This window comes from Cupriavidus sp. 2KB_3, assembly GCF_052115685.1.
Lineage (GTDB): Bacteria > Pseudomonadota > Gammaproteobacteria > Burkholderiales > Burkholderiaceae > Cupriavidus > Cupriavidus campinensis.
Map to the genome: position 1 here is coordinate 57,846 of NZ_JBFRHD010000015.1, position 19,886 is coordinate 77,731.

The 19,886-nt window shown below is 71.3% G+C and carries 14 protein-coding genes; 6 read left to right on the forward strand and 8 right to left on the reverse strand.

Annotated elements, in window-relative coordinates:
- Positions 1-9: 9 nt before the first annotated feature.
- The 8 genes from AB4120_RS17050 to AB4120_RS17085 form a co-directional block, all read right to left on the reverse strand.
- Positions 10-996: an AAA family ATPase gene (locus tag AB4120_RS17050; RefSeq protein WP_441642610.1), complete on the reverse strand. Its 987-nt coding sequence runs from the start codon at positions 994-996 to the stop codon at positions 10-12.
- Complete coding sequence (locus AB4120_RS17055) at positions 993-3,560, reverse strand: fused MFS/spermidine synthase (RefSeq protein WP_441642611.1); 2,568 nt, start codon at positions 3,558-3,560, stop codon at positions 993-995. The genes AB4120_RS17050 and AB4120_RS17055 overlap by 4 nt, the downstream gene beginning before the upstream one ends.
- 29 nt (positions 3,561-3,589) lie before the next feature.
- Entirely contained in the window at positions 3,590-5,431 is a 1,842-nt protein-coding gene (locus AB4120_RS17060) for an arylsulfatase (protein WP_441642612.1), read from the reverse strand.
- Entirely contained in the window at positions 5,428-6,723 is a 1,296-nt protein-coding gene (locus tag AB4120_RS17065; RefSeq protein ID WP_149137831.1) for a formylglycine-generating enzyme family protein, read from the reverse strand. Before AB4120_RS17065 ends, AB4120_RS17060 begins: the two co-directional genes overlap by 4 nt.
- Before the next feature lie 109 nt (positions 6,724-6,832).
- A complete protein-coding gene (locus AB4120_RS17070; protein ID WP_441642613.1) occupies positions 6,833-7,963 on the reverse strand; it encodes a BatD family protein in 1,131 nt (376 codons plus the stop codon).
- Positions 7,960-9,540, reverse strand: a complete 1,581-nt coding sequence (locus AB4120_RS17075) for a vWA domain-containing protein (RefSeq protein WP_149137833.1) — start codon at positions 9,538-9,540, stop codon at positions 7,960-7,962. Before AB4120_RS17075 ends, AB4120_RS17070 begins: the two co-directional genes overlap by 4 nt.
- Complete coding sequence (locus AB4120_RS17080; protein WP_441642614.1) at positions 9,537-10,565, reverse strand: vWA domain-containing protein; 1,029 nt, start codon at positions 10,563-10,565, stop codon at positions 9,537-9,539. Before AB4120_RS17080 ends, AB4120_RS17075 begins: the two co-directional genes overlap by 4 nt.
- Positions 10,562-11,065, reverse strand: coding sequence for a DUF4381 domain-containing protein (locus AB4120_RS17085; RefSeq protein WP_149137835.1), 504 nt, complete (start codon positions 11,063-11,065; stop codon positions 10,562-10,564). Before AB4120_RS17085 ends, AB4120_RS17080 begins: the two co-directional genes overlap by 4 nt.
- A gap of 215 nt (positions 11,066-11,280) precedes the next feature.
- On the opposite strand from AB4120_RS17085, the gene AB4120_RS17090 reads away from it, so the two are divergent.
- Genes AB4120_RS17090 through AB4120_RS17115 form a run of 6 tightly spaced genes read left to right on the forward strand, consistent with a single transcriptional unit; the run spans position 11,281 to position 19,873 of the window.
- Complete coding sequence (locus AB4120_RS17090; protein WP_441642615.1) at positions 11,281-13,407, forward strand: TonB-dependent siderophore receptor; 2,127 nt, start codon at positions 11,281-11,283, stop codon at positions 13,405-13,407.
- A 5-nt stretch (positions 13,408-13,412) separates the two neighbouring features.
- Positions 13,413-14,975, forward strand: coding sequence for an ABC transporter substrate-binding protein (locus AB4120_RS17095; protein ID WP_441642616.1), 1,563 nt, complete (start codon positions 13,413-13,415; stop codon positions 14,973-14,975).
- Positions 14,963-16,015, forward strand: a complete 1,053-nt coding sequence (locus AB4120_RS17100) for an ABC transporter permease (RefSeq protein ID WP_262389831.1) — start codon at positions 14,963-14,965, stop codon at positions 16,013-16,015. The genes AB4120_RS17095 and AB4120_RS17100 overlap by 13 nt, the downstream gene beginning before the upstream one ends.
- A complete protein-coding gene (locus AB4120_RS17105; RefSeq protein WP_149137838.1) occupies positions 16,012-16,809 on the forward strand; it encodes an ABC transporter permease in 798 nt (265 codons plus the stop codon). Before AB4120_RS17100 ends, AB4120_RS17105 begins: the two co-directional genes overlap by 4 nt.
- Positions 16,806-18,212 (forward strand): ABC transporter ATP-binding protein, encoded by a 1,407-nt coding sequence (locus AB4120_RS17110; RefSeq protein ID WP_441642617.1) that lies wholly within the window; start codon positions 16,806-16,808, stop codon positions 18,210-18,212. Before AB4120_RS17105 ends, AB4120_RS17110 begins: the two co-directional genes overlap by 4 nt.
- A 41-nt stretch (positions 18,213-18,253) precedes the next feature.
- Entirely contained in the window at positions 18,254-19,873 is a 1,620-nt protein-coding gene (locus AB4120_RS17115) for a L,D-transpeptidase family protein (RefSeq protein ID WP_187645256.1), read from the forward strand.
- Positions 19,874-19,886 lie beyond the last annotated feature (13 nt).

The window sequence follows — 19,886 nt, forward strand, 5'->3', positions numbered from 1 at the left end:
GAGAGGATGTCAGGCCACGGCCACGCGTTGCAGCAGGCGGTCAATCACCGCATCGGTGCTGACGGACGCGGCGTGGGCCTCGTAGGACAGGATCAGCCGATGGCGGAACACGTCGTGCACCACGGCCTGCACATCGTCCGGGGTCACATGGTCCCGCCCGCGCAGCCAGGCGATGGCGCGCGCCACCTTGTCCAGCCCGATGGACCCGCGCGGGCTCACGCCCACCTGGATCCAGCGCTTGAGGTCATCGTCGAACCGGCCCGGGTCGCGCGTGGCCTGCACCAGCGCGACGATATAGCGCTCCACCGGCTCACTGACGGCAATCCCGTGGATGGCCGCCCGCGCCGCGAACACGGACTCCGGCGAGAGCCGCTGCGCCGCGCCGCCCCCGGCGGCTGGTGCCGCCTGCTGCGGCGGCGCTTCCTCGGTGCGCGCCAGCCGGATGATCTCGGCCTCCGCGCTGGCCTCGGGGTAGCCCACGTTCACATGCATCAGGAAGCGATCCATCTGCGCCTCGGGCAGCGGATAGGTGCCCTCCTGCTCGATCGGGTTCTGCGTCGCCATGACCAGGAACAGCGGTTCAAGCTTGTGGGTCTGGCCGCCCACGGTGACCTGCCGCTCCTCCATGGCTTCGAGCAGTGCGGCCTGCACCTTGGCCGGCGAGCGGTTGACCTCGTCGGCAAGGATCAGGTTGGCGAAGATCGGCCCGGCCTGGAAGCGGAAATCGCCCCGGCCGGCGTCCGTCACATAGATATCCGAGCCGGTGATGTCGGCCGGCAGCAGGTCCGGCGTGAACTGGATGCGCGAGAGCCGCGCGTCCAGATGGCGCGCCAGGCTCTTGATCGCCCGGGTCTTCGCCAGCCCCGGCAGGCCCTCCACCAGCAGGTGGCCATCGGCCAGCAGGCCGAGCAGCAGCCGTTCGATCATGCGCGCCTGCCCGACGATAGACTCGCCCATGCGGGCCTGGAGCGTGAGGATGTCGTCGCGGGCGCTCATCGGCCGCCTCCGGTGAACCAGCGGTAGTAGGGATTGTCGGGGTCGGCCCGGATCGCCTCCGTGATGTGGTGGCTCCAGGCTTGCCGGTTGCCCTCGTAGGCGTCGAGGCCGGCGGCGTAGAAGGTCTGGAGGTTGTCACGCTCCCGGCGGATGGCTTGTTGCAGACTATCGTCGGCGCCGGTGAGCGGCGGGTCCGATTGCAGCGCCAGTAGCTCGCGCAGCACCGGCACGAACGCCTTCTGGCGCACCCAGCCCGCGTATTCGATGCGGGGGCGGTCGTCGGTCACGGCGGGGGCATCGCCGGCAAACCAGTCCAGGCCATCGCGGTCGGTGATGTAGGTGGCCAGCAGTGCTGCCGGAGATGCCACGCCCACGGCGCGCAGCGCGCTGGCGACCTCGGGCTGCCGGAAGCGCGCGGCGATGGTCGGTGCATCGAGCGCCAGCGGTTCCGCCGAGCCGACCAGCAGCATTTCGTGGAGCTCGGTGGTCCAGAGCGAGGCATGCGGAAATACGTCGAGGAAGCTGCGCACCAGCGAGCGGGTGTCGTCGCGGTTCTGGGTCGGCAGCGGCAGCCACTGGGCGACGATGCCGCCCGGCTGGAGGCGGCTGGCGGCCAGCTGGTAGAACTCGCGCGAATAGAGGTTGACCACGCCGCTGGCGGACGGCGGCGGCGGCTCCAGCGTGACGAGGTCGTAGCGCTGCGCGCCCTGGAGCAGTTCGCGGCGGCCGTCGCGCAGGCGGATGTCGATGCGCTTGTCGTGGCTGGCGTCGAAATTGCCCTGGAAGCTTGGCGCGGCGCGCACCACGGCGGGCAGCAGTTCCGCCACCACGCGGTGTTCGAGGCCCGGGTACTGGAGCAGCGCGCCGGCCGTGATGCCGGTGCCGAGCCCGATCACCAGCGCCGAGCGCGGCGTGCCGTTGTGGACGATCAGTGGCAACAGCGCCTGCAGGCGCATGTAGCGCAGCGACGTCATGGTATCGCCGGAGTTCGACACCCCTTGGATATAAAGCCGGCGGAAGCTCTGGGTGCCCTTGGACTGTTCCACCACAGCCACCGTGGCGCCCCGGCTTTCCTCGTAGAACACCAGTTCGCCGCCGCGCGCCTGTGCCAGCAGGCGGGCCAGACGATCTGCGGGCGTGGCCACGGCCACCATCAGCGTGACCACGGCCAGCAGCGGAATGGCCACGCGGGCACGGCGCGTGACGCCATCGCCGAAGGCCATCGCCAGCACAGCCACCAGCGCACTGGCGGCGGCGAGCACGCCCAGCGTGTGCACCACGCCAATCCACGGCACCAGCACCGCGCCCGCCAGCACCGATCCGGCGATGCCGCCCAGCGTGTTGAGCGCCAGCACGGCGCCCAACCCCGACCCGACCCGCGCCGGATCGACCGACAGCCGCACCGCGTACGGAAATGCCGCGCCCAGCAGCACGGTGGGCACGAAGACGATGCACAGCGCCGCCACGGCGAAGCGTGCGCTGGACGCGGCGAGCAGGTTGCCCGTGCCCTCCAGCACGCGTGCATGGGCGGCGGATTGCAGGGCCGGCAGCCATTCCCCGAGCCACGCGAATTCGACCAGCGCCACCAGCCCCGCCCCGACCACCAGCAGCGCGAAGGCGCTCCATGGGTCGCGCGACCGGTCCACGCGCCGCGCCACCAGCGCGCTACCGAGCGCGAGGCCGGCCAGATAGGTGGCCAGCACCACGGCGAACGCAAACGCGCGCGTGCTCAGGAACTGGACGATAGCCTGCGACCAGACCACTTCATAGCCAAGGGCGATGCCGCCCGCCACGGCGTAGAGCGCCAGCGCCAGCCGGCGCTGCGCGGCGCCCGGGGTTGACGCGGTGGATGGTGCAAGGGAGGCAGCCGCCGGAGCGGCCATGGGCACCCGCCGGCTCTGCCAGAGCGCCCCGGCACCGGCCAGCAGGTTCAGCCCCGCCGCCGCGCAGGCGCTGCCAAACACGCCAAACAGCGGCATGGCGACGAACGCCGCCAGCAGCGTGCCGGCAATCGCCCCGGCGGTATTGGCGGCATAGAGCCGCCCGCCGTGGGCGCCAAGCTCTCCATGTCCGCCAAGTTCACCAAGTTCTTCAGTGGGACGGATCGCGCGCAGCAGCACGGGCATGGTGCCGCCCATGGCCACGGCCGGGAGGGCCACCAGCAGCACGGGCAAGGCCCAGGCCACGATCCCGGCGCGGGTTTCCAGCCACGCGAACGGCGCCGCCGCATGGGCCAGCGCCACGGTGGCGCCCAGCGCCAGCGCAGCAATCCCGCATTCCAGCCAAAGATAAAGCCGCCAGGGCGAGGCAGCGCGGTCTGCCAATCGGTCTGCCCATCGACCGATCGCCCAGCCCCCCAGCGCCAGCCCGGCGAAGAACGCGCTGACGCCGACGGTGACGGCCTGCACGTCCACGCCGAGCACCAGCGAGAGCTGCTTGACCCACAGGACCTGATAGACCAGCCCGGCCGCGCCGGACAGCACCAGCAGCGCGGCGGGCAGCCGCCAGGCTGCACCGGCCCGCACCGCAGCCTGGGCGGCGGTGCGGCGCCGGCGCGCGCCCATGGCGGGTTCCAGCTTCCGGTCCGCCGCCGTCACTTCTTCTGCGGTTGGGCCGACTGCGCCTTGGCCATCTGCTCGGCCACCTTGCGCTTCACGTTCGCTTCGGCCTGGTCAATCGTGAAGCTGGCCGGAAGCTGGCTGGGCGGATAGTCGACAAAGGTCTGCAGGAACTGGATGGCCCGCCGGTTACCCTCGATGAACAGGTACGGGTTCTCGGTTTCGAGCTGGTGGTAAAGGTTGGTGGGCCCGGTGTCGGCGCGCTCGTAGGGGTCCATGCGCAGGTTGAAGTATTTAGGCGCCCGCAGACAGGTGAAGGGCTCCTTCCAGACCTCGAAACCGCCCCGCGCCCGCTGCTCGCAGAACACCACCTTCCACGCCGTGGGCTGGGTGGCGCCCTGCGTGAGCACGTCGTAGCGCATGGCCACGAGTTCGGCGTCGTCGTTGAAGTAGAAGAACTCGTTGCGCGCGCTCTTATCGGTCTGGCCGGTCAGCATCGGCAACTGGTTGTAGCCGTCCAGGTGCACCTTGGCGCTCTTGCCGCCCAGCGTGGTGCCCTTGACCAGGCGGTCCTTGACATCGCCGTCACCGGCGGCCGCCAGCAGCGTGGGGAACCAGTCGAGCCCGGACATCAGCCCGTTGGAAACCGTGCCAGGCTGGATTTTCCCCGGCCAGCGGATCATCGCCGGCACGCGGAACGCGCCTTCCCAGTTGGAGTCCTTCTCGCTGCGGAACGGCGTGTTGGCGGCGTCCGGCCAGGTGAAGAAGTTCGGCCCGTTGTCCGTGGTGTAGATGACGATGGTGTTATTGGTGATGCCGGCGTCATCGATCGACTTGAGCAGCTTGCCCACGTTCTGGTCCATCTCCCACATGCCGTCCGCGTACTCGTGGCCCTGGCCCAGCCCGGCCTTGCCACGGTATTCGGGGCGCACGTGCGTGAACAGGTGCATGCGCGTGAAGTTCATCCACAGGAAGAACGGCTTGTCGCCCTGCGCCTGCTTCTGGATGTACTGGATCGCCGCGCCGGTGGTTTCGTCGTCGATGGTTTCCATGCGCTTGCGGTTCAGCGGCCCGGTGTCCTCGATCTTGCCGTCCGCCGTGCTGTGGATCACGCCGCGCGGGTTGTAGTACTTGAGAAAGTCGGGGTTGTCCTTGGGCCAGTACGCGCGCTCGGGTTCCTCCTCGGCGTTCAGGTGGTACAGGTTGCCGAAGAACTCGTCGAAACCGTGCTTGGTGGGCAGGAAGCGGTCCTGGTCGCCCAGGTGGTTCTTGCCGAACTGGGCCGTGTTGTAGCCCAGCGGCTTGAGGGCCTGGGCGATGGTGATGTCGCGGTCCTGCAGGCCCACCGGCGCGCCGGGCAGGCCCACCTTGGAGAGGCCGGTGCGGAACACGGTCTGCCCGGTGATGAAGGTGGACCGGCCCGCCGTGCAGCTGTTCTCGGCGTAGTAGTCCGTCAGCATCATCCCTTCCTTGGCGATGCGGTCGATGTTCGGCGTCTTGTAGCCGACCACGCCGTGGCTGAACGCGCTGACGTTGCCTAGGCCCACGTCGTCACCAAATATCACGACGATGTTGGGCTTGCCGCCGCGTGCGCCGGCCGGGGCGGCGGCCACCGGCGAGGCGCCCTGCGCGGGCGCGGAGGCGTCCGGCACGGGGGTGGTCGGGGTGCTCGGGCTGGTCGGGGCCGTCGCTGTCACGGGCGGCGGCGCAGCCGGTGCCGGTGCCGGAGCCTGGGCGGCCGGCGCCTGCGTTTCTGCGGGCTTGTTCTCGTCGGCCCGCTTGCAGCCCGCTAGCGCGAGCGCCGCGACAACGGCCGTGGCCGCGAGTTGCCAGCGGCGTGCCGTGGCCCGCTGCGAGTGAAGTCCTTTCGCATTCATCGATTGACTCCGGTTGAGGAAAGCTGGGCGGACAGGGCGTGGGGGCTGCCCTGGGGCGGGGGCTGCATGGCCGTAGCGGGCTGCTTGCGCAGGGCCGTCCATCGGCTGTCATCCATCACGAGCCGGAAGCCGAGGTGTGACATGCTGGTGTACGGGTCCGTGCCGCGCCGCGCGCTGGGGCGGTAGCTCAGGCAGAAATCCTCGTTGCAGAGGAAGGAGCCGCCGCGCGTGACGCGCCGGGGCGCCTTCACGGGCACGCCGGGCTCGCTCGGGTCCCAGGAGTCACGGGGGCCCGCCGGGTTGAGCACCACGGTCTTCATCTCGGCGGCCTCGCGGCGGAACTGGTCGGCGCGGTACCAGTCGGCTACCCACTGCCACGCGTTGCCGGTCATGTCATAGAGCCCGTAGCCGTTGGCCGGGAACGTGCGCACGGGGCTGGTGCCCGCCGCCCCGCCCGCCTTGGCGCTGACCACCGGGAACGGCTGCACCTGCTGGCCCTGCCAGACGTTGGCCATCTGGCGGCCATCCGGCGCGAACTGGTCGCCCCAGGCGTAGGTGGCCTGCTCCAGCCCGCCGCGCGCCGCGAATTCCCATTCGGCCTCGGTCGGCAGGCGCTTGCCAGCCCATTTGGCATAGGCCTCGGCGTCCTCGTAGGACACCTGCACCACGGGATGATCGTCCTTGCCCTCGATGCTGCTGCCGGGGCCGGTGGGATGGCGCCAGTCCGCGCCGGGCACGAAGCGCCACCAGCGCCAGTTCTCGCGCAGCGGCACCGGGCCGTTGGTGGCGACGAAGACCATCGCGCCGGCCACCATCGCGCTATCGGGCGGGCGCGGCGTGCCGGGCGGGAGCTGTACCTTCATGGTCTCCCAGTCGGGCGCGCGTTCGGCCGTGGTCAGGTAGCCCGTGGCGCTGACGAACTTGCGGAATTCGGCATTGGTGACGTGGTGCTGGTCCATCCAGAAGCCCTGCACGCGCACCTTGTGGGCCGGACGCTCATTGGGCTGGGCGAGCTTGTGGTCGCTGCCCATCAGGAATTCGCCGCCGGGCACATGCGCCATGCCGAGCGGACCGCTGATGCCATCGCCCGGCTTGACCGCCGATGCGCCGGCCCCAATGCCCTGACCTGGGCCGGTGCGCGAGGCATACCAGTACGAGCCGCCCGCGCCAGCCAGCGCCATCGCGCCGGCCAGTGCCACCAGCCAGAGGCGGCCGCGCCACGTTGCGCTCCCGGCCGCCTTCGCTTCCGCTTTCGCTTTCGCTTCCGCTTTCCCCCGCTGCCGCTGTGACATGCCACCCCTCGTCCAGTGCACTTCAGTGAACACTGAGAAGTTTGGCGACTCCTTGCGGCGAAAGGAATGCAAACTTTTTTTGTGCGATCTGAATGATTTAGAAACAGATCTAGTCCCGGGGGATGCCGCGCACGGCACCGGGGCCGGGATTCAGCGGCGGCAGGCCGGACCGGTGCCAGAGGTTGTGGCACGTCTCCATGGTGCGGTGCCAGCGGGCACGCCATGCGGCACGGGCGGCACCGTGCCCGCGCCGCCATCGCCAGAGCCCGTAGCCCAGCACCACCGCCGCGAGGACGATGGCGCCGGTCACGCGCCAGTCGATCTCGTCCAGCCATGCCGGCGGGCGCCACGCCAACCCGCCCGAGGGCGACAGCCCCAGCCCGGGCGCCGCCCGCGCCACGTTCACGGTCACCGCCGGGGCCGTCGAGGTGGCGCGCCGGCCCGTGGCGGCGTCGTACCAGCTCACCGGCACCGCCGGCAGGGTGTGGCGGCCGCTGTCCTCGAATACATAGGTGATGGTCTCGGTGCGGCGCCCGCCCGATGCATCGTCCTGCAGGACCGGGTCGGCGCGGAACTGGCGCACGCCGCGCGGCGGCTGCAGGGCGGGCGGGGCCGGCGGGGCGATCATCATCGCCGGCGTGCCCGGCGCGACGATGGTGATGGTGCGCACCAGCGCGTCGCCGGCGCGCAGCTTGCTGTCACCGTCTATGGGCTTGTCGAACTGCTGGGTCACCTGGAGCGCCCCGGCCGGCAGCGCTATCGAGCCTTCCGTGCCCTGCCCGGCATTCCCGGCCTGCGCGGTCTGGGCGGCCTGCCCGGTGGCGTGGATCGTGGCGGGCGGCAGCGTGACGGTGGCCGTCTGCGGCTTGCCATCGTCCCCGGCATGGGTGAAGCGGAACTCGGTAGGCGGCAGCGTGAAGTCCCCCGCGCCCTGCGGCGTGACCACGTAGGTCTTGCGGATGCCTGCGAAGCTGGCGCCGTCGATGGTCTCGGTGGAGTTGATGCCACGGTCGTCCGGCATGGTGACCACGGCGCCCGGGATCTGCAGCACCGGGAAGGCCGGCGCCGAGAGGAAGAAATTCGGCGCGAGCACGGTGACTTCCACCTGCACCGACTGGCCCGCCACTACCGGCTGCGGCCCGACCACCCTGACCCGCACGCTGGGCCCGGCCGCGTGCGCGAGCATGGCCGCGCACAGCAGGACCGTGGCCAGCGCGTGACGCATCCCGTGCGCGCTCATGGCTTGCCCTGCTGCAGCGCGAACTTGCGCGCCAGCAGCTCCGTGGGCGAGGTCTGGATCGCGCGCATCCACATCTCGGCGTTCTGCTGCACGCGGCCCATCTGCTGGGTCTGGTCGCCGGGCGGCGGCGGGGGCTTGCTGGGGTCGTCCACGATCTTGTCCGGCGGGATGTCGGGCGCCTCCTCGTCGCTCTGCGGGGGCGGCTTGCGCGCCAGCATCTGCGTCATCAGCGCGAGGTTTTTTTGCGCCGGCTGCCAGCCCGGCCGCTGTTGCAGCACCAGCCGATAGCGCGCCGACGCCTCCTTGTATTTCTCCTGACGGGCCAGCGCGTTGCCGAGGTTGAACTGGCCGTCCGTGGTGTTGACCTGCCCGAAGGCCCGCGCGGCCTCCGCGTACTGGCCGTTGCGGTAGTAGGCCACGCCGCGCCACATCGGATCGGTGAAGTGCTGCGCGGCGGTGGCGTAATCGCCACGTTCGAAGGCGCGCCGGCCTTGCTGGTCGGGGGTGAGCCAGAGGTCGGCCCAGTCCCAGGGTTTCTCCGCGGCCTGTGCCTGCACGGGGCCAGGCGGCAAGCCGAGCGCCATCGCCACGGCCAGTCCGGCAGTCCATCGCACCGACCAGCCCTTGCGGAACCACAGCACGGCCAGCAGCGCGATGGGGATGGTCAGCGGCCAGCCGGCGTCGCGCCAGCGCTGCGTGTCGCTGGCGTGGGTCTGCTCCACATGCGATTGCACGTGGCGTTGCACCCAGGCCACGTCGGCGTCGCTGTCGGTGGTCAGCGTGGCCACCGGGATGCCGCTGTCCCGCAAGGCGTGCAGGCCATCGGCATCGAGCCCGGGCGCGGTGCCGTCGCCCGCGCGCAGCGGCCCGCCCTCCGCCGTGCCGATGGCGAGCACCACCACCTGCGTGCGCCGGCTGCCGCGTTGCGCCTGGATGGCTTTGGCGGCGCCGGTTTCCACGCCATCGGTGAGGAGCAGGATCGTGCCGGGCACCGGCTCCTTGGCGAGCGCCGTGTCGATGGTGCGCACGGCATGTGCGGTGTCCTTGCCCGGCACCGGCATGATGCGGGTCTGCAGCGCATCGACGAAGGTCTGCAGCAAGTCCGCGTCATCCGTCAGCGGCAGGACCATGTGCGTGGAGCCGGCGTAGGCGTACAGCGCCGTGCGGCCGCCGTCGCGGTGGGCGAGCAGCGCCTTGACCTTGAGCTTGGCGCGCTCCAGGCGGGTGGGGCTGACGTCGATGGCATCCATGGTCGTGCCGAGATCGATGGCGATGGCCAGCGGCGCCTTGTCGGCGAGGAACGGCGGGCGCTCGCGCTCCCAGGTGGGGCCGGCCAGCGCGATGGCGCCCAGCGCCAGCAGCGCGGCAATCCCATGCACGGGGCGCAGCGCGCGGCGGCGCTTCTCGCCCACTACCAGGGCATCGAGCAGATGCGGGGCGATGGTGCCGCGCCAGCGCCGGCGCACATCGCCCTGCCGCCCCACCGCCCACGGCAGCCACACGGCGGCCAGCAGCACCAGCAGCCACCACGGGCGCAGGAAGTGGAACTGGGCGAGCGTGGCGAACAGGGCGCTCATGCGGCGGGCTCCTGCCGGGTGGTGCGTGGGGTGGGCTGCCGGGCGCCGCGCAAGGTCCAGCGCGCGTAGGCGGCCATCGCCAGCTGGTAGCCCAGCACAATCAGCACCGCCACGCCAAGCGGCCACATGAACAGCTCGCGGCGCGGGCGCCAGCTCAGGGTCTTTTCCTGATGCGGGGTGACGCGGTCCAGCGTGGCGTAGATCGCCGCCAGCGCGTTCTGGTCCGCGCCAAAGAAATAGCGCCCGCCGGTGCTGCTGGCGATGCGCTTGAGCATGTCCAGATCGACCTTGGCCTCGCCCGTGGCCGCCGGGTCGCCGATGCCGACCGTATGCACCACCACCCCGCGCGTGCGCGCAATCTCGGCGGCCTGCGCCGGCGGCATGCGGCTGGCGGTGTCGTTGCCATCGGTCAGCACGATCATCACCTTCTCGGCGGCGTGGCTGTGGTCGAACAGCTTGATGCCGAGGCCGATGGCATCGCCCAGCGCCGTGCTGGCGCCGGCCATGCCGGGCACCATGTCCGCAATCAGCGTCCGTACCAGTGCGTGGTCGAGCGTGAAGGGGGCGAGCGGGTACGGGGCGTCGCCGAAGACGATCAGGCCGATGCGGTCGCCGGGGCGGTGGGCGACGAAATCCCCCACCACCTGGCGCACGGCGTGCACGCGGGTGTCCAGCGCGCCGGCGGTGTCGCGGAAGTCGCGGGTGTCCATCGACTGGGAGAGGTCCAGCGCCACCAGCAGGTCGCGCACGGGCTCCTTCTTATATATCGGGGGCTCCAGGAACTGCGGCCGCGCCAGCGCCGTCACCACCAGCGCCCAGGCAATCGGCGCCAGCACGCGCTGGACCAGGTTGCGGCGCGGCACGTGGGCGCCGGTGGCCGGCTTCAAGCCCACGGCATCGGCCACTTCCTCGAAGAACGGCAGCCGCACGGAGGCGCTGCGCTCCCGGTACGGCGGCAGACGCCACCAGACCAGCAGCGGCAGGGGCAGCAGCGCGAACAGCCACGGATAGGCGAAGACGATCATCGGTGGGCGGGCGTTAGTTCCCGACGATATGCCGCGATCCACCGGCGGCAGGCATCGGCGGTGGCATGGGCCTGTTGCGGCGGCCATGCGGCCAGCACGGCGGCGCCCCGGTACTCGGCGTCATCGACCAGCGCGGCGAGACCGGGCACGGCGTCGGCGGCGGTGCCCGCGTGGGCGTGGAGGAACTGGTGCCAGCCGGGGCCGGACAAGGGCGCGACAGCCTCGCGCGGCCATTCGGCCAGGGCCACCCGCTTGAGCAGTTCGGCCAGCGCCAGCAGGGCCTGGGCCCGGGTGCGATCGTCGCCAGCCAGCCGGGGCGTCCAGCGCGACAACTCCGCCAGCGCCGCGCGCCGATGGCGGTTGGCGTACCAGCGCCGCCCGGCGCGCCAGCCCAGCCACGCAAGACCGGCCAGGATGACCAGCGCCACCACGAGCCAGCCCGTGGTCTGCGGCATCCACGAGGGCGGCGGAGGCGTGACGAGGTCGGCCAGCTCGGGCATGGGCGCGCTTGGGATAGGGATCCGCACAGGCTACGCCGCCGGCCCGTGCGGCTGAAGTCAATTTTTTCGGGCGCCTTTTCAATAGTTTTGTTGCGGACGTTTCGCATGTCGATACGCGGAAAAAATGGTGGCGTATCCGTCGCAAATTTCCATATAATGCAACCCTGTTGCAAAAAGGAAGTCGCCCCGCCCGCTCCGCCAAACCGTTTTCATCGATGCGAACCCGCTATTTTTCCGCCCACCGCCACCGGCTGCGCTACGCCGCGCTTGTCACGACCACCGCCACGGCAACCGCCATGGCATCCGCCGCCGAGGCTGACGACGCCCCGCTCCTGCCCGAGGTGTCCGTGGTCAGCCAGGTGGACGACGCCTACGCGCCGGCGCTGGCCAGCGGCGCCACGCGGACCGAAACCCCGCTGCGCGAGGTGCCGCAGTCTGTGCGGGTGCTGCCGCGCGCGCTGCTGGACGACATCGGCGCCACGCGGCTGGACCAGACCTTCGACTACGCGAGCGGCGTGGCGCGCCAGAACAGCTTCGGCGGGCTCTGGGACAACTACGCGATCCGCGGCTTCTCCGGCAACGAGAACACCGGCGCGGCCTATCTGGTCAACGGTTTCACGGCCAACCGGGGCTTCACCGCCCCGCGCGATGCCGCCACCATCGAGCGCGTGGAGGTGCTGAAGGGCCCGACCTCGTCGCTCTACGGCAGTGGCGAGCCCGGCGGCAGCCTCAACATCGTCACCAAGCAGCCGCGCTTCCAGCCCGGCCAGACCTATGACCTGGAGGTGGGCAGCCGCGACGGCTACCGCGCCGCCGCCGACGTTACCGGGCGGCTCACCGACACGCTGGCAGGCCGGCTGGTGGCCGTGGCCGATCATCAGGGCAGCACGCGGGATTTCATCGACAGCCAGCGCTATCTGGTGGCGCCGTCCCTGACGTGGATGCTCGGCGCCGACACCATCGTCCAGTACGCGGGCGAATTCCAGCGCTTCAACACGCCGCTGGACCGTGGCGTGGTGGCGGTGCAGGGCCGGCTCGGCGCGGTGCCGCGCTCGCGCTTCCTGGGCGAGCCCGATGACGGCGCGATGCGGCTGGACAGCCAGTCGCACCAGTTGAGCGTGGAGCACCAGTTCTCGCCCGACTGGAAGGGCCGGCTGGCCGTGGCCTATCGCGGCGGCAGTCTGGAGGGTTATTCGACCGAGGCGAGCGCGCTGCAGGCGGACAACCGCACGCTGACGCGCCAGCGGCGCTATCGGGACTATCAGTCCGACGATGTGTCGCTGCAGGCCGATGTGACCGGCAAGTTCACCACCGGGCCAGTCGGGCACGAGGTGATCGTTGGCATCGACACCTACCGCTTCGCCAATACGCAGGTGCAGCTGCGGCGCAACCCCAGCGCCGCCGCGCCCTACGCCATCGACATCTACCAGCCCGTGTACGGCCAGACGCCGCCCGCGCTGGCCCCCAACACCGACACCTACGAGCGCCAGACCAGCCTCGGCCTCTATGCGCAGGACCAGTTGCGGCTGGGCGAGCGCTGGCGGCTGCTGGCGGGCGTGCGCTTCGATACGTTCAACCAGTCGCTCGACAACCGGCTGCGCGGCACGGAGACCAGCCAGCACCAGACGGCGGTGTCGCCGCGCGTGGGGCTGACCTATCTGGCCAGCCACAACGTATCGCTGTTCGCCAACGCCAGCCGTTCGTTCCGGCCCAATGCCGGCAGCGACGCGGCGGGCAACGCGTTCTCGCCCGAGCACGGCCGCGCCGTGGAAGCCGGCGTGAAGCTGGACAGCGATGACCGCCGCGTCGGCGGCACGCTGGCCGTGTACGAGATCCGCAAGCGCAACGTGCTGACCGCGAACCCGGTCGATCCGTCCTACTCGGTGGCTGCCGGCGAGGCGCGCAGCCGGGGCGTGGAACTCGACGTGGCCGGGCAGCTTGGCAAGCACTGGCGCCTGAGCGGCAACCTGGCCTATGCCGACGCGGAGATCACCGAGGACAGCACGCTGGCCGCCGGCACGCCGCTGCTCAATATCCCGCGTACCAGCGGCAGCCTGATGGCGGTCTACGAGGACGCCGCGCCCATCGGCCAGCGCTACGGCGTGGGCGGCGGGGTGCGCTATGTCGGCAAGCGGTCGGGCGATGCGCAGAACAGCTTCTCGCTGCCCGCCTACACGCTGGCGGACCTGCTGGCCTACTGGCAGTACAGCAAGACCGTGCGCGTGACGCTGAACGTGGACAACCTGTTCGACAAGACCTGGTACGCCAGCTCCTACAGCAGCGTGTGGGTGCTGCCGGGCGCGGGCCGCACGGTGCGGCTGGGCCTGCGGCTCAGCTACTGACCGCCATGGCGAACATTGGGAAGCGCAGGCGGCTGCTGAAGGCTGCGTTGGCGGCGCCGATTGCGTCGACGGTGGGCGCTGGGAAAGCCGTGTGCGCCCAGCCGCTGCCCACCTTGCGCGTGATCGGGCCGTGGGAGCTTTCCAGCCTCGATCCGCTGCGCAACGGCTATCTGTTCTCGCGCATGCAGGTCACCGAGACGCTGGTCGACTACGACGCGGCCGGCGTGCCGGTAGCGGGGCTGGCGGCTGGCTGGCAGATGTCGCCAGACGGCCTGCAATGGCGCTTCGCGCTGCGGCCGGGCGCGCGCTTCCATGACGGCACGCCGGTGACGGCTGCCGATGTGGTGGCCGCCCTCGGGCGCGACCGTCACGCCGCCGGGGTGCTGGGTGCCGCGCCTATCGCGGGGATCGATGCAGAGGCCCATGCAGAGGCCGATGCGGTCCGCATCCGTCTCGCGCGCCCCTTCGCCCCCCTGCTGGCGCTGCTCTCCCATAGCAGCACGCAGGTGCTGGCGCCGGCCTCGTTCGGCGCCGATGGCTCGGTGCGCACGATCATCGGATCGGGCCCGTACCGCGTAACCGAACTGGCCCCGCCGCAGCACTTCGCCGTGGAAGCCTTCGACGGCTGGCACGGCGCCCGGCCAGCCGTGACGCGGGCCGCGTATCTGTCGGTGGGCCGCGCCGAGATGCGCGCGCTGATGGCCGAGGCCGGGCAGGCCCATCTGGCCTATGGGCTCGATCCGGGCAGCATCGCGCGGCTCCAGCGTGGCCGCGCCGTCGCCGTCCACGCCGTAACCGTTCCCCGGACCACGCTGCTGAAGCTCAATGCCAGCCATCCCCTGCTGGCCGATGCGCGGGTGCGCCGCGCGCTGGCGCTGGCGCTGGACCGGCGCGGCATGGCTAGCGCCATCCTGCGCGACCCTTCACTGGCGGCGGGCCAGTTGTTCCCGCCCGCGCTGCCCGGCTGGCACGATCCGCGCCTGCCCGCGCTGGCCTACGACCCTGCCGCCGCGCGCGGCCTGCTGGCCGAGGCCGGCTTCCGGCCCGACGCCGACGGCCTGCTGCGGCGCGGCCCGGATCGGCTCGCGCTGACGCTGCGCACCTTCCCGGACCGCCCCGAGCTGCCGGTGATCGCCGCCGCCATCCAGGAGCAGTGGCGGCAGGTGGGCGTGGCGGTGCGCGTGGCGGTGGGCAATTCGAGCGACATTCCGTTCGGGCATCGCGACGGCACGCTCGAAGTGGGCCTGCTGGCGCGCAACTTTGGCGTGGTGCCGGACGCCTTCGGCGCGGTGGCGCAGGACTTTGCGGGCCAGGGCGGGGATTGGGGGCCGATGCGCTGGTCGTCGCCGGTGGTGACTGCGGCGCTGGCCGCGTTGCCGTCCACGCCGGAAGGCCCGCGCGCCGAGGCGCTGCGCCGGCAGGTGGCGGACACGTTGCACGACGCGATGCCGCTGATCCCCGTGGTCTGGTATCGCCAGACGCTGGCGGCCAGCCCCCGGTTGGCCGGGGTGTCCATCGATCCTTTCGAACGTTCCTACCGGCTCACGCAACTGCAATGGAAAACCTGACCCGCGCCGCCCTGCCCGGCGCCGCCCCGGTGGCCGAGCCCACGCTCACGCCTCCTTCCACATTCCCCACATCCCGCCGCGACACCGCACGCCAGCTGGGCCGCATCGTGCTCCAGCGCGGCGTGCAGGCCCTCGTGGTGGCCGCGCTGGTCGGCACGGTGAGCTTCCTGATGATGCGGCTGCTGCCCGGCGACATGGCCTTCCGGATCGCCGCCGGCCGCTATGGCTACGACATGGTCACCGCCCAGGCCGCCGAGGCGGTGCGCGCGGAGCTGGGGCTCGGCCTGCCGTGGTTCGAGAGCCTGGTGGCTTGGTGGGGGCACCTGCTGCGGCTGGACCTGGGCGTCTCGGCGGTCACGGGCGCGCCGGTGGCGGCCGAAATCGCCCATCAACTGGGCCATACGCTGGCCCTGGCGCTGGCGGCGCTGGCGGTGTCCTGCGCCATCGCCGTGCCGCTCGGCTTCGCGGCGGGGCTGCGGCCCCGGGGCCGGCTGGACCGGCTGACGCTGTGGCTGTCCGTGCTGCTGCGCGCGCTGCCGCCGTTCGTGCTCGGCATCGTGCTGGTGGCCGTGCTGGCGGTGCAACTCGGCCTGATTCCGGCCGGCGGCGATGCGGCGCACGGCTCGCTGATCGCCCCGGCGCTCACGCTGGGGCTGGGCCTCTCCGCCACGGCGATGCGCGTGGCGCGCGATGCGATGGTCACGGTGACCGCGTCTCCGTATTTCCTGTTTGCGCGCACCAAGGGGCTCTCCGACCGGGCCGCCCTGCTGCGCCACGGCGTGCGCAACGCCGCCGTGCCGCTGGTGGCCTATCTCGGCGTGCAACTGGTTTTTCTGGTGGAGGGCGTGGTGGTGATCGAGACGCTGTTCGCGTGGCCCGGCATCGGCCATGCGCTGGTGCACGCGATCTTCGGGCGCGATGTGCCGATGATCCAGGGCACGGCGCTGGTCATGGGGCTGCTGTTCGTGGCGCTCAATGCGCTGGTGGATCTGGCCTGCGCGGGGATCGATCCGCGCGTGCGCATCGGGAGGGGCCGATGACCTGGCATCCCCGCCGCAAAGCCGGCGCCGCCCTGCTGCTGATGCTGGCGCTGTTCGCCATCGTCGGCCCCTGGCTGGCGCCGCGCGCGCCGTTCGAGCAGAACCTGTACGGCATTCTCCAGGCGCCGCAGCTGGCCGAGCCGCTCGGCACCGACCATCTGGGCCGCAGCATGCTGGCGCGGCTGGCCAGCGCGGCGCGGCTATCGCTCGGGCTGGCGCTGCTGAGCGTGGCCTCCGCCGCCGTGCCGGGCACGCTGCTGGGCCTGCTGGCCGCGTGGCGCGGCGGCTGGACCGAGCGCCTGACGGGCGCCGTGGCAGACGCGGTGCTGGCCCTGCCGGGCCTGTTGCTGGTGCTGCTGCTGAGCGCGTTTGCGCCGGGCGACTACTGGCCGCTCTATGTGGGCCTGTCGCTGGTGCTGTGGGTCGAGTACTACCGCGTGACGCGGGCCACGGCGCGCGTGGTGCTGGCCAGCCATCACGTGGAAGCGGCGCGGCTGCTCGGCTTTGGCCCGGGCTATATCGTGCGGCGGCATCTGCTGCCGGAACTGGCGCCGCTGCTGGCCACGCTGATGAGTTTTGGCGCGGGCGCGGCGGTGCTGGCGCTGGCGGCAATGGGCTTTGTCGGCCTGGGCGCGCAGCCGCCGGCGGCGGAACTGGGGCTGATGATGACCGAGCTGCTCCCTTACGCGGCGGAGGCGCCGTGGATCATCGCCTGGCCGATCCTGCTGCTCGGCCTCGCCATCCTGGGGCTGGTGCTGGTATCGACTGGCGAGCCGGCGGAGGCCGCCGCATGACCCACATCGACACCCATCCCCTGCTGGCCGTGGATGCGCTGAACGTAGCCAGCGCCGATGGCCAGCTGCTTGCGCCGGTGTCGTTCACGCTGGAGGCAGGACGCGCCCTGACGCTGCTCGGCGAAAGCGGCTCCGGCAAGAGCCTGCTGGCGCATGCGCTGATGGGCACGCTGCCGCACGGCCTGCGCGCGGGCGGCACCCTCACCGTCGATGGCCGCCGCTGCGATGCCGCCGACCCCGCCACGCGGCGGGCGATGTGGGGCCGGCAACTGGCGCTGCTGCCACAGGAGCCGTGGTTCGCGCTCGATCCAACCATGCGCGTGGGCCGGCAACTGGCGGAGACGCATGCGCTGGCCGGGCTCGGCAACGCGCAGGCGTGGCAGCGCGCCTTGCACGACCTGCACGGGCTGGGCATGGCGCACGCGGCGCAGGCGTGGCCGACGACGCTGTCTGGCGGCATGGCGCAGCGGGTGGCGTTCGCCATCACGCGGGCGGGCGGTGCGCCGGTGCTGATTGTCGATGAGCCGACCAAGGGCCTCGACCGCGTCTGGCGCGATGAACTGGTGGCCCGGCTGCAGGCGGCGCTGGGCGTTGGCTGCGCGCTGCTGACGATCACCCACGACATCGCGGTGGCCCGCGCGCTGGGGGGCGATGTGGCGGTCATGCTCGACGGCAGGCTGGTCGAACGGGGCGACGCCGCGGCGGTCCTCGGCGCACCCGCGCATGCCTATACCCGCGCGCTGGTGGCCGCCGAACCGGCGAACTGGCCGGCGGTGCGCGCGCCGTCGCCCGGTGGCGATGAAATCCTGCGCGCGTGTGGCGTGAGCAAGCAATTCGGCGACCGCAGCTTGTTCCGTTCCCTCGACGTCACCCTGCGCGCCGGGGAGCGGCTGGCGGTGACCGGGCCCAGCGGCAGCGGCAAGTCCACGCTCGGCAACGTGCTGCTGGGGCTGGTCGCGCCGGACGCCGGGACAGTGCATCGGCCGGATTGGATCGAAAAAGTGCGTTATCAGAAACTTTACCAGGACCCTGCCGGCGCGTTCGCCCCACATGCCAGCATTGGCCGCGCGCTGGAGGATCTGGCCGCGCTGCACCGGATCGACCGGACGCGCATCGCGCCGCTGCTCAAGCGGCTGAAGCTGGCGCCGAACCTGCTCGCGCGCCGGCCTGGCGCGGTCTCTGGTGGCGAACTCCAGCGCTTTGCGCTGCTGCGCGCACTGTTGCTGACGCCCGCCTTCCTGTTCGCCGACGAACCCACCTCGCGGCTCGACCCGGTGACCCAGCAAGACACCCTGGCGCTGATCCTCGAGGCCTGTGCGGACACTGGCGCGGCGCTGATGCTGGTCACGCACGACGAGGAGATCGCCGCCCGCGTGAGCGACCGTCGCATGGCGATCGGGTAGGATAGCCCGTTCCCGCAATGCACTCGCCCATGCCAATGACGATGACATTTGCCGCAGCGCCGCCGATCCTGCCCGCGTCCCCCTCCCGTGCCCGTCATCGCCTTGCCGCGATCTGCGCGGCGTGGCTGCTCTGCGGCGCGGCCAGCGCGTGGGCGGAGCCGCTCTGGTTTGTCGAGGGCAAGCCGACGCAGGCCGCGCGGCAGGCCGTGACGGCACTGAGCGATGCCGGCGCGGACGGGCTCGAGGCCCAGGACTACGACGCCGAGTCGTTGGGCCGCGTGGTCACGCAGGCCGCTGGCGGCCCCGCGCTGGCACCGGAGGCCGTGGAGCGCATCGACGGCGCACTGACCCAGTCGATGCAACACTTTCTGTCCGACCTGCGCCGGGGGCGCGTGGATCCGCGCAAGGTGCATGCGGGCTTCGATGTCTCCAAGGAAAAGCCGTTCGATCCGGACGCCTACCTGCGCGCCGCGCTGGCCGCCAACCGGCTGCCCGACGCGATCCGCGAGGCGCCGCCGGCCTTCCCGCTCTATGGCACGCTGCGCACGGCGCTGGCCCGCTATCGCGCGCTCGCCGCCGAGCCGCTGTGGACCGCGCCGCTGCCCGCGCCGCCCGGTGGCAAGCTGACGCCGGGCCAGCCCTACAGCGCCCTCCCCCAGCTGACCCAGCGGCTGGCGGCACTGGGCGACCTGCCGGCGGGCACGCCCGCGACGGACGGCTACAAGGGCGCGCTGGTGGATGCGGTGAAGACCTTCCAGGCCCGTCATGGGATCACCGCCGATGGCGTGATCGGCAAGGGCACGCTGGCCCAGCTGAATACGCCGCCGGCGGCGCGCGTCAGGCAGATCGCCCTGACCATGGAGCGGCTGCGCTGGACCCCGTTGGCCGACGGCCCGCGCATGATCGTGGTCAACGTGCCGGAATTCGTGCTGCGCGCCTACGACTACCGCGACGGCAAGCTCGACATCCGGCTGGAGATGAAGGTCATCGTCGGCAAGGCGCTGGACACCCGCACACCGCTGTTCGAGGAGGACATGCGCTACATCGAGTTCAGCCCGTACTGGAACGTGCCGCCCTCCATCGCGCGGGCGGAGCTGGTGCCGCGCTTCCGGCGCGATCCGGGCTATTTCACGCGGCAGGGCTTCGAATTCGTGTCCGGCACGACGGCCGTGCCGACGCTGAACGAGGCCAACCTGAGCGCGGTGCTGGCCGGCAAGATGCGCATCCGCCAGCGACCCGGGCCGCTAAACGCGCTGGGCGACATCAAGTTCGTGTTTCCGAACAACCAGAACATCTACCTCCATCACACGCCGTCGCCGCAGCTGTTCGAGCGTGACCGGCGCGACTTCAGCCACGGCTGCATCCGCGTGGAGGCGCCGGTCGAACTCGCGAAGTTTGTCCTCCAGGACCAGCCGGACTGGACCGAGGCGCGCATCCGTCAGGCCATGACCAAGGGCAGCTCGAACACGGTGTCCCTGCAGGCGCCGTTGCCGGTGGTGCTGGCCTACGGCACGGCGATTGCGCGGGCCGATGGGCGGGTATACTTCCTCGCTGATATTTACGGACAGGACAAAGTGCTCGAACAGGCGCTTCAACAGCGTCCCGTGCGGCGGCAAAGCCCCACTAGCGATGCTGCCGCGCGCCCTGCGCGTGCTTCCTGACTTCCCGGTTTCG

Excerpts from the sequence above, each read along its gene's own strand:
- AB4120_RS17100 (WP_262389831.1), top strand. The coding sequence starts at position 14,963 with ATGGAAAACCTGACCCGCGCCGCCCTGCCCGGCGCCGCCCCGGTGGCC.
- AB4120_RS17060 (WP_441642612.1), bottom strand. The coding sequence starts at position 5,431 with ATGAATGCGAAAGGACTTCACTCGCAGCGGGCCACGGCACGCCGCTGG.
- AB4120_RS17075 (WP_149137833.1), bottom strand. The coding sequence starts at position 9,540 with ATGAGCGCCCTGTTCGCCACGCTCGCCCAGTTCCACTTCCTGCGCCCG.
- AB4120_RS17050 (WP_441642610.1), bottom strand. The coding sequence starts at position 996 with ATGAGCGCCCGCGACGACATCCTCACGCTCCAGGCCCGCATGGGCGAG.
- AB4120_RS17065 (WP_149137831.1), bottom strand. The coding sequence starts at position 6,723 with ATGTCACAGCGGCAGCGGGGGAAAGCGGAAGCGAAAGCGAAAGCGGAA.
- AB4120_RS17070 (WP_441642613.1), bottom strand. The coding sequence starts at position 7,963 with ATGAGCGCGCACGGGATGCGTCACGCGCTGGCCACGGTCCTGCTGTGC.
- AB4120_RS17090 (WP_441642615.1), top strand. The coding sequence starts at position 11,281 with ATGCGAACCCGCTATTTTTCCGCCCACCGCCACCGGCTGCGCTACGCC.
- AB4120_RS17105 (WP_149137838.1), top strand. The coding sequence starts at position 16,012 with ATGACCTGGCATCCCCGCCGCAAAGCCGGCGCCGCCCTGCTGCTGATG.
- AB4120_RS17085 (WP_149137835.1), bottom strand. The coding sequence starts at position 11,065 with ATGCCCGAGCTGGCCGACCTCGTCACGCCTCCGCCGCCCTCGTGGATG.
- AB4120_RS17055 (WP_441642611.1), bottom strand. The coding sequence starts at position 3,560 with ATGGGCGCGCGCCGGCGCCGCACCGCCGCCCAGGCTGCGGTGCGGGCC.
- AB4120_RS17095 (WP_441642616.1), top strand. The coding sequence starts at position 13,413 with ATGGCGAACATTGGGAAGCGCAGGCGGCTGCTGAAGGCTGCGTTGGCG.
- AB4120_RS17115 (WP_187645256.1), top strand. The coding sequence starts at position 18,254 with ATGACATTTGCCGCAGCGCCGCCGATCCTGCCCGCGTCCCCCTCCCGT.
- AB4120_RS17110 (WP_441642617.1), top strand. The coding sequence starts at position 16,806 with ATGACCCACATCGACACCCATCCCCTGCTGGCCGTGGATGCGCTGAAC.
- AB4120_RS17080 (WP_441642614.1), bottom strand. The coding sequence starts at position 10,565 with ATGATCGTCTTCGCCTATCCGTGGCTGTTCGCGCTGCTGCCCCTGCCG.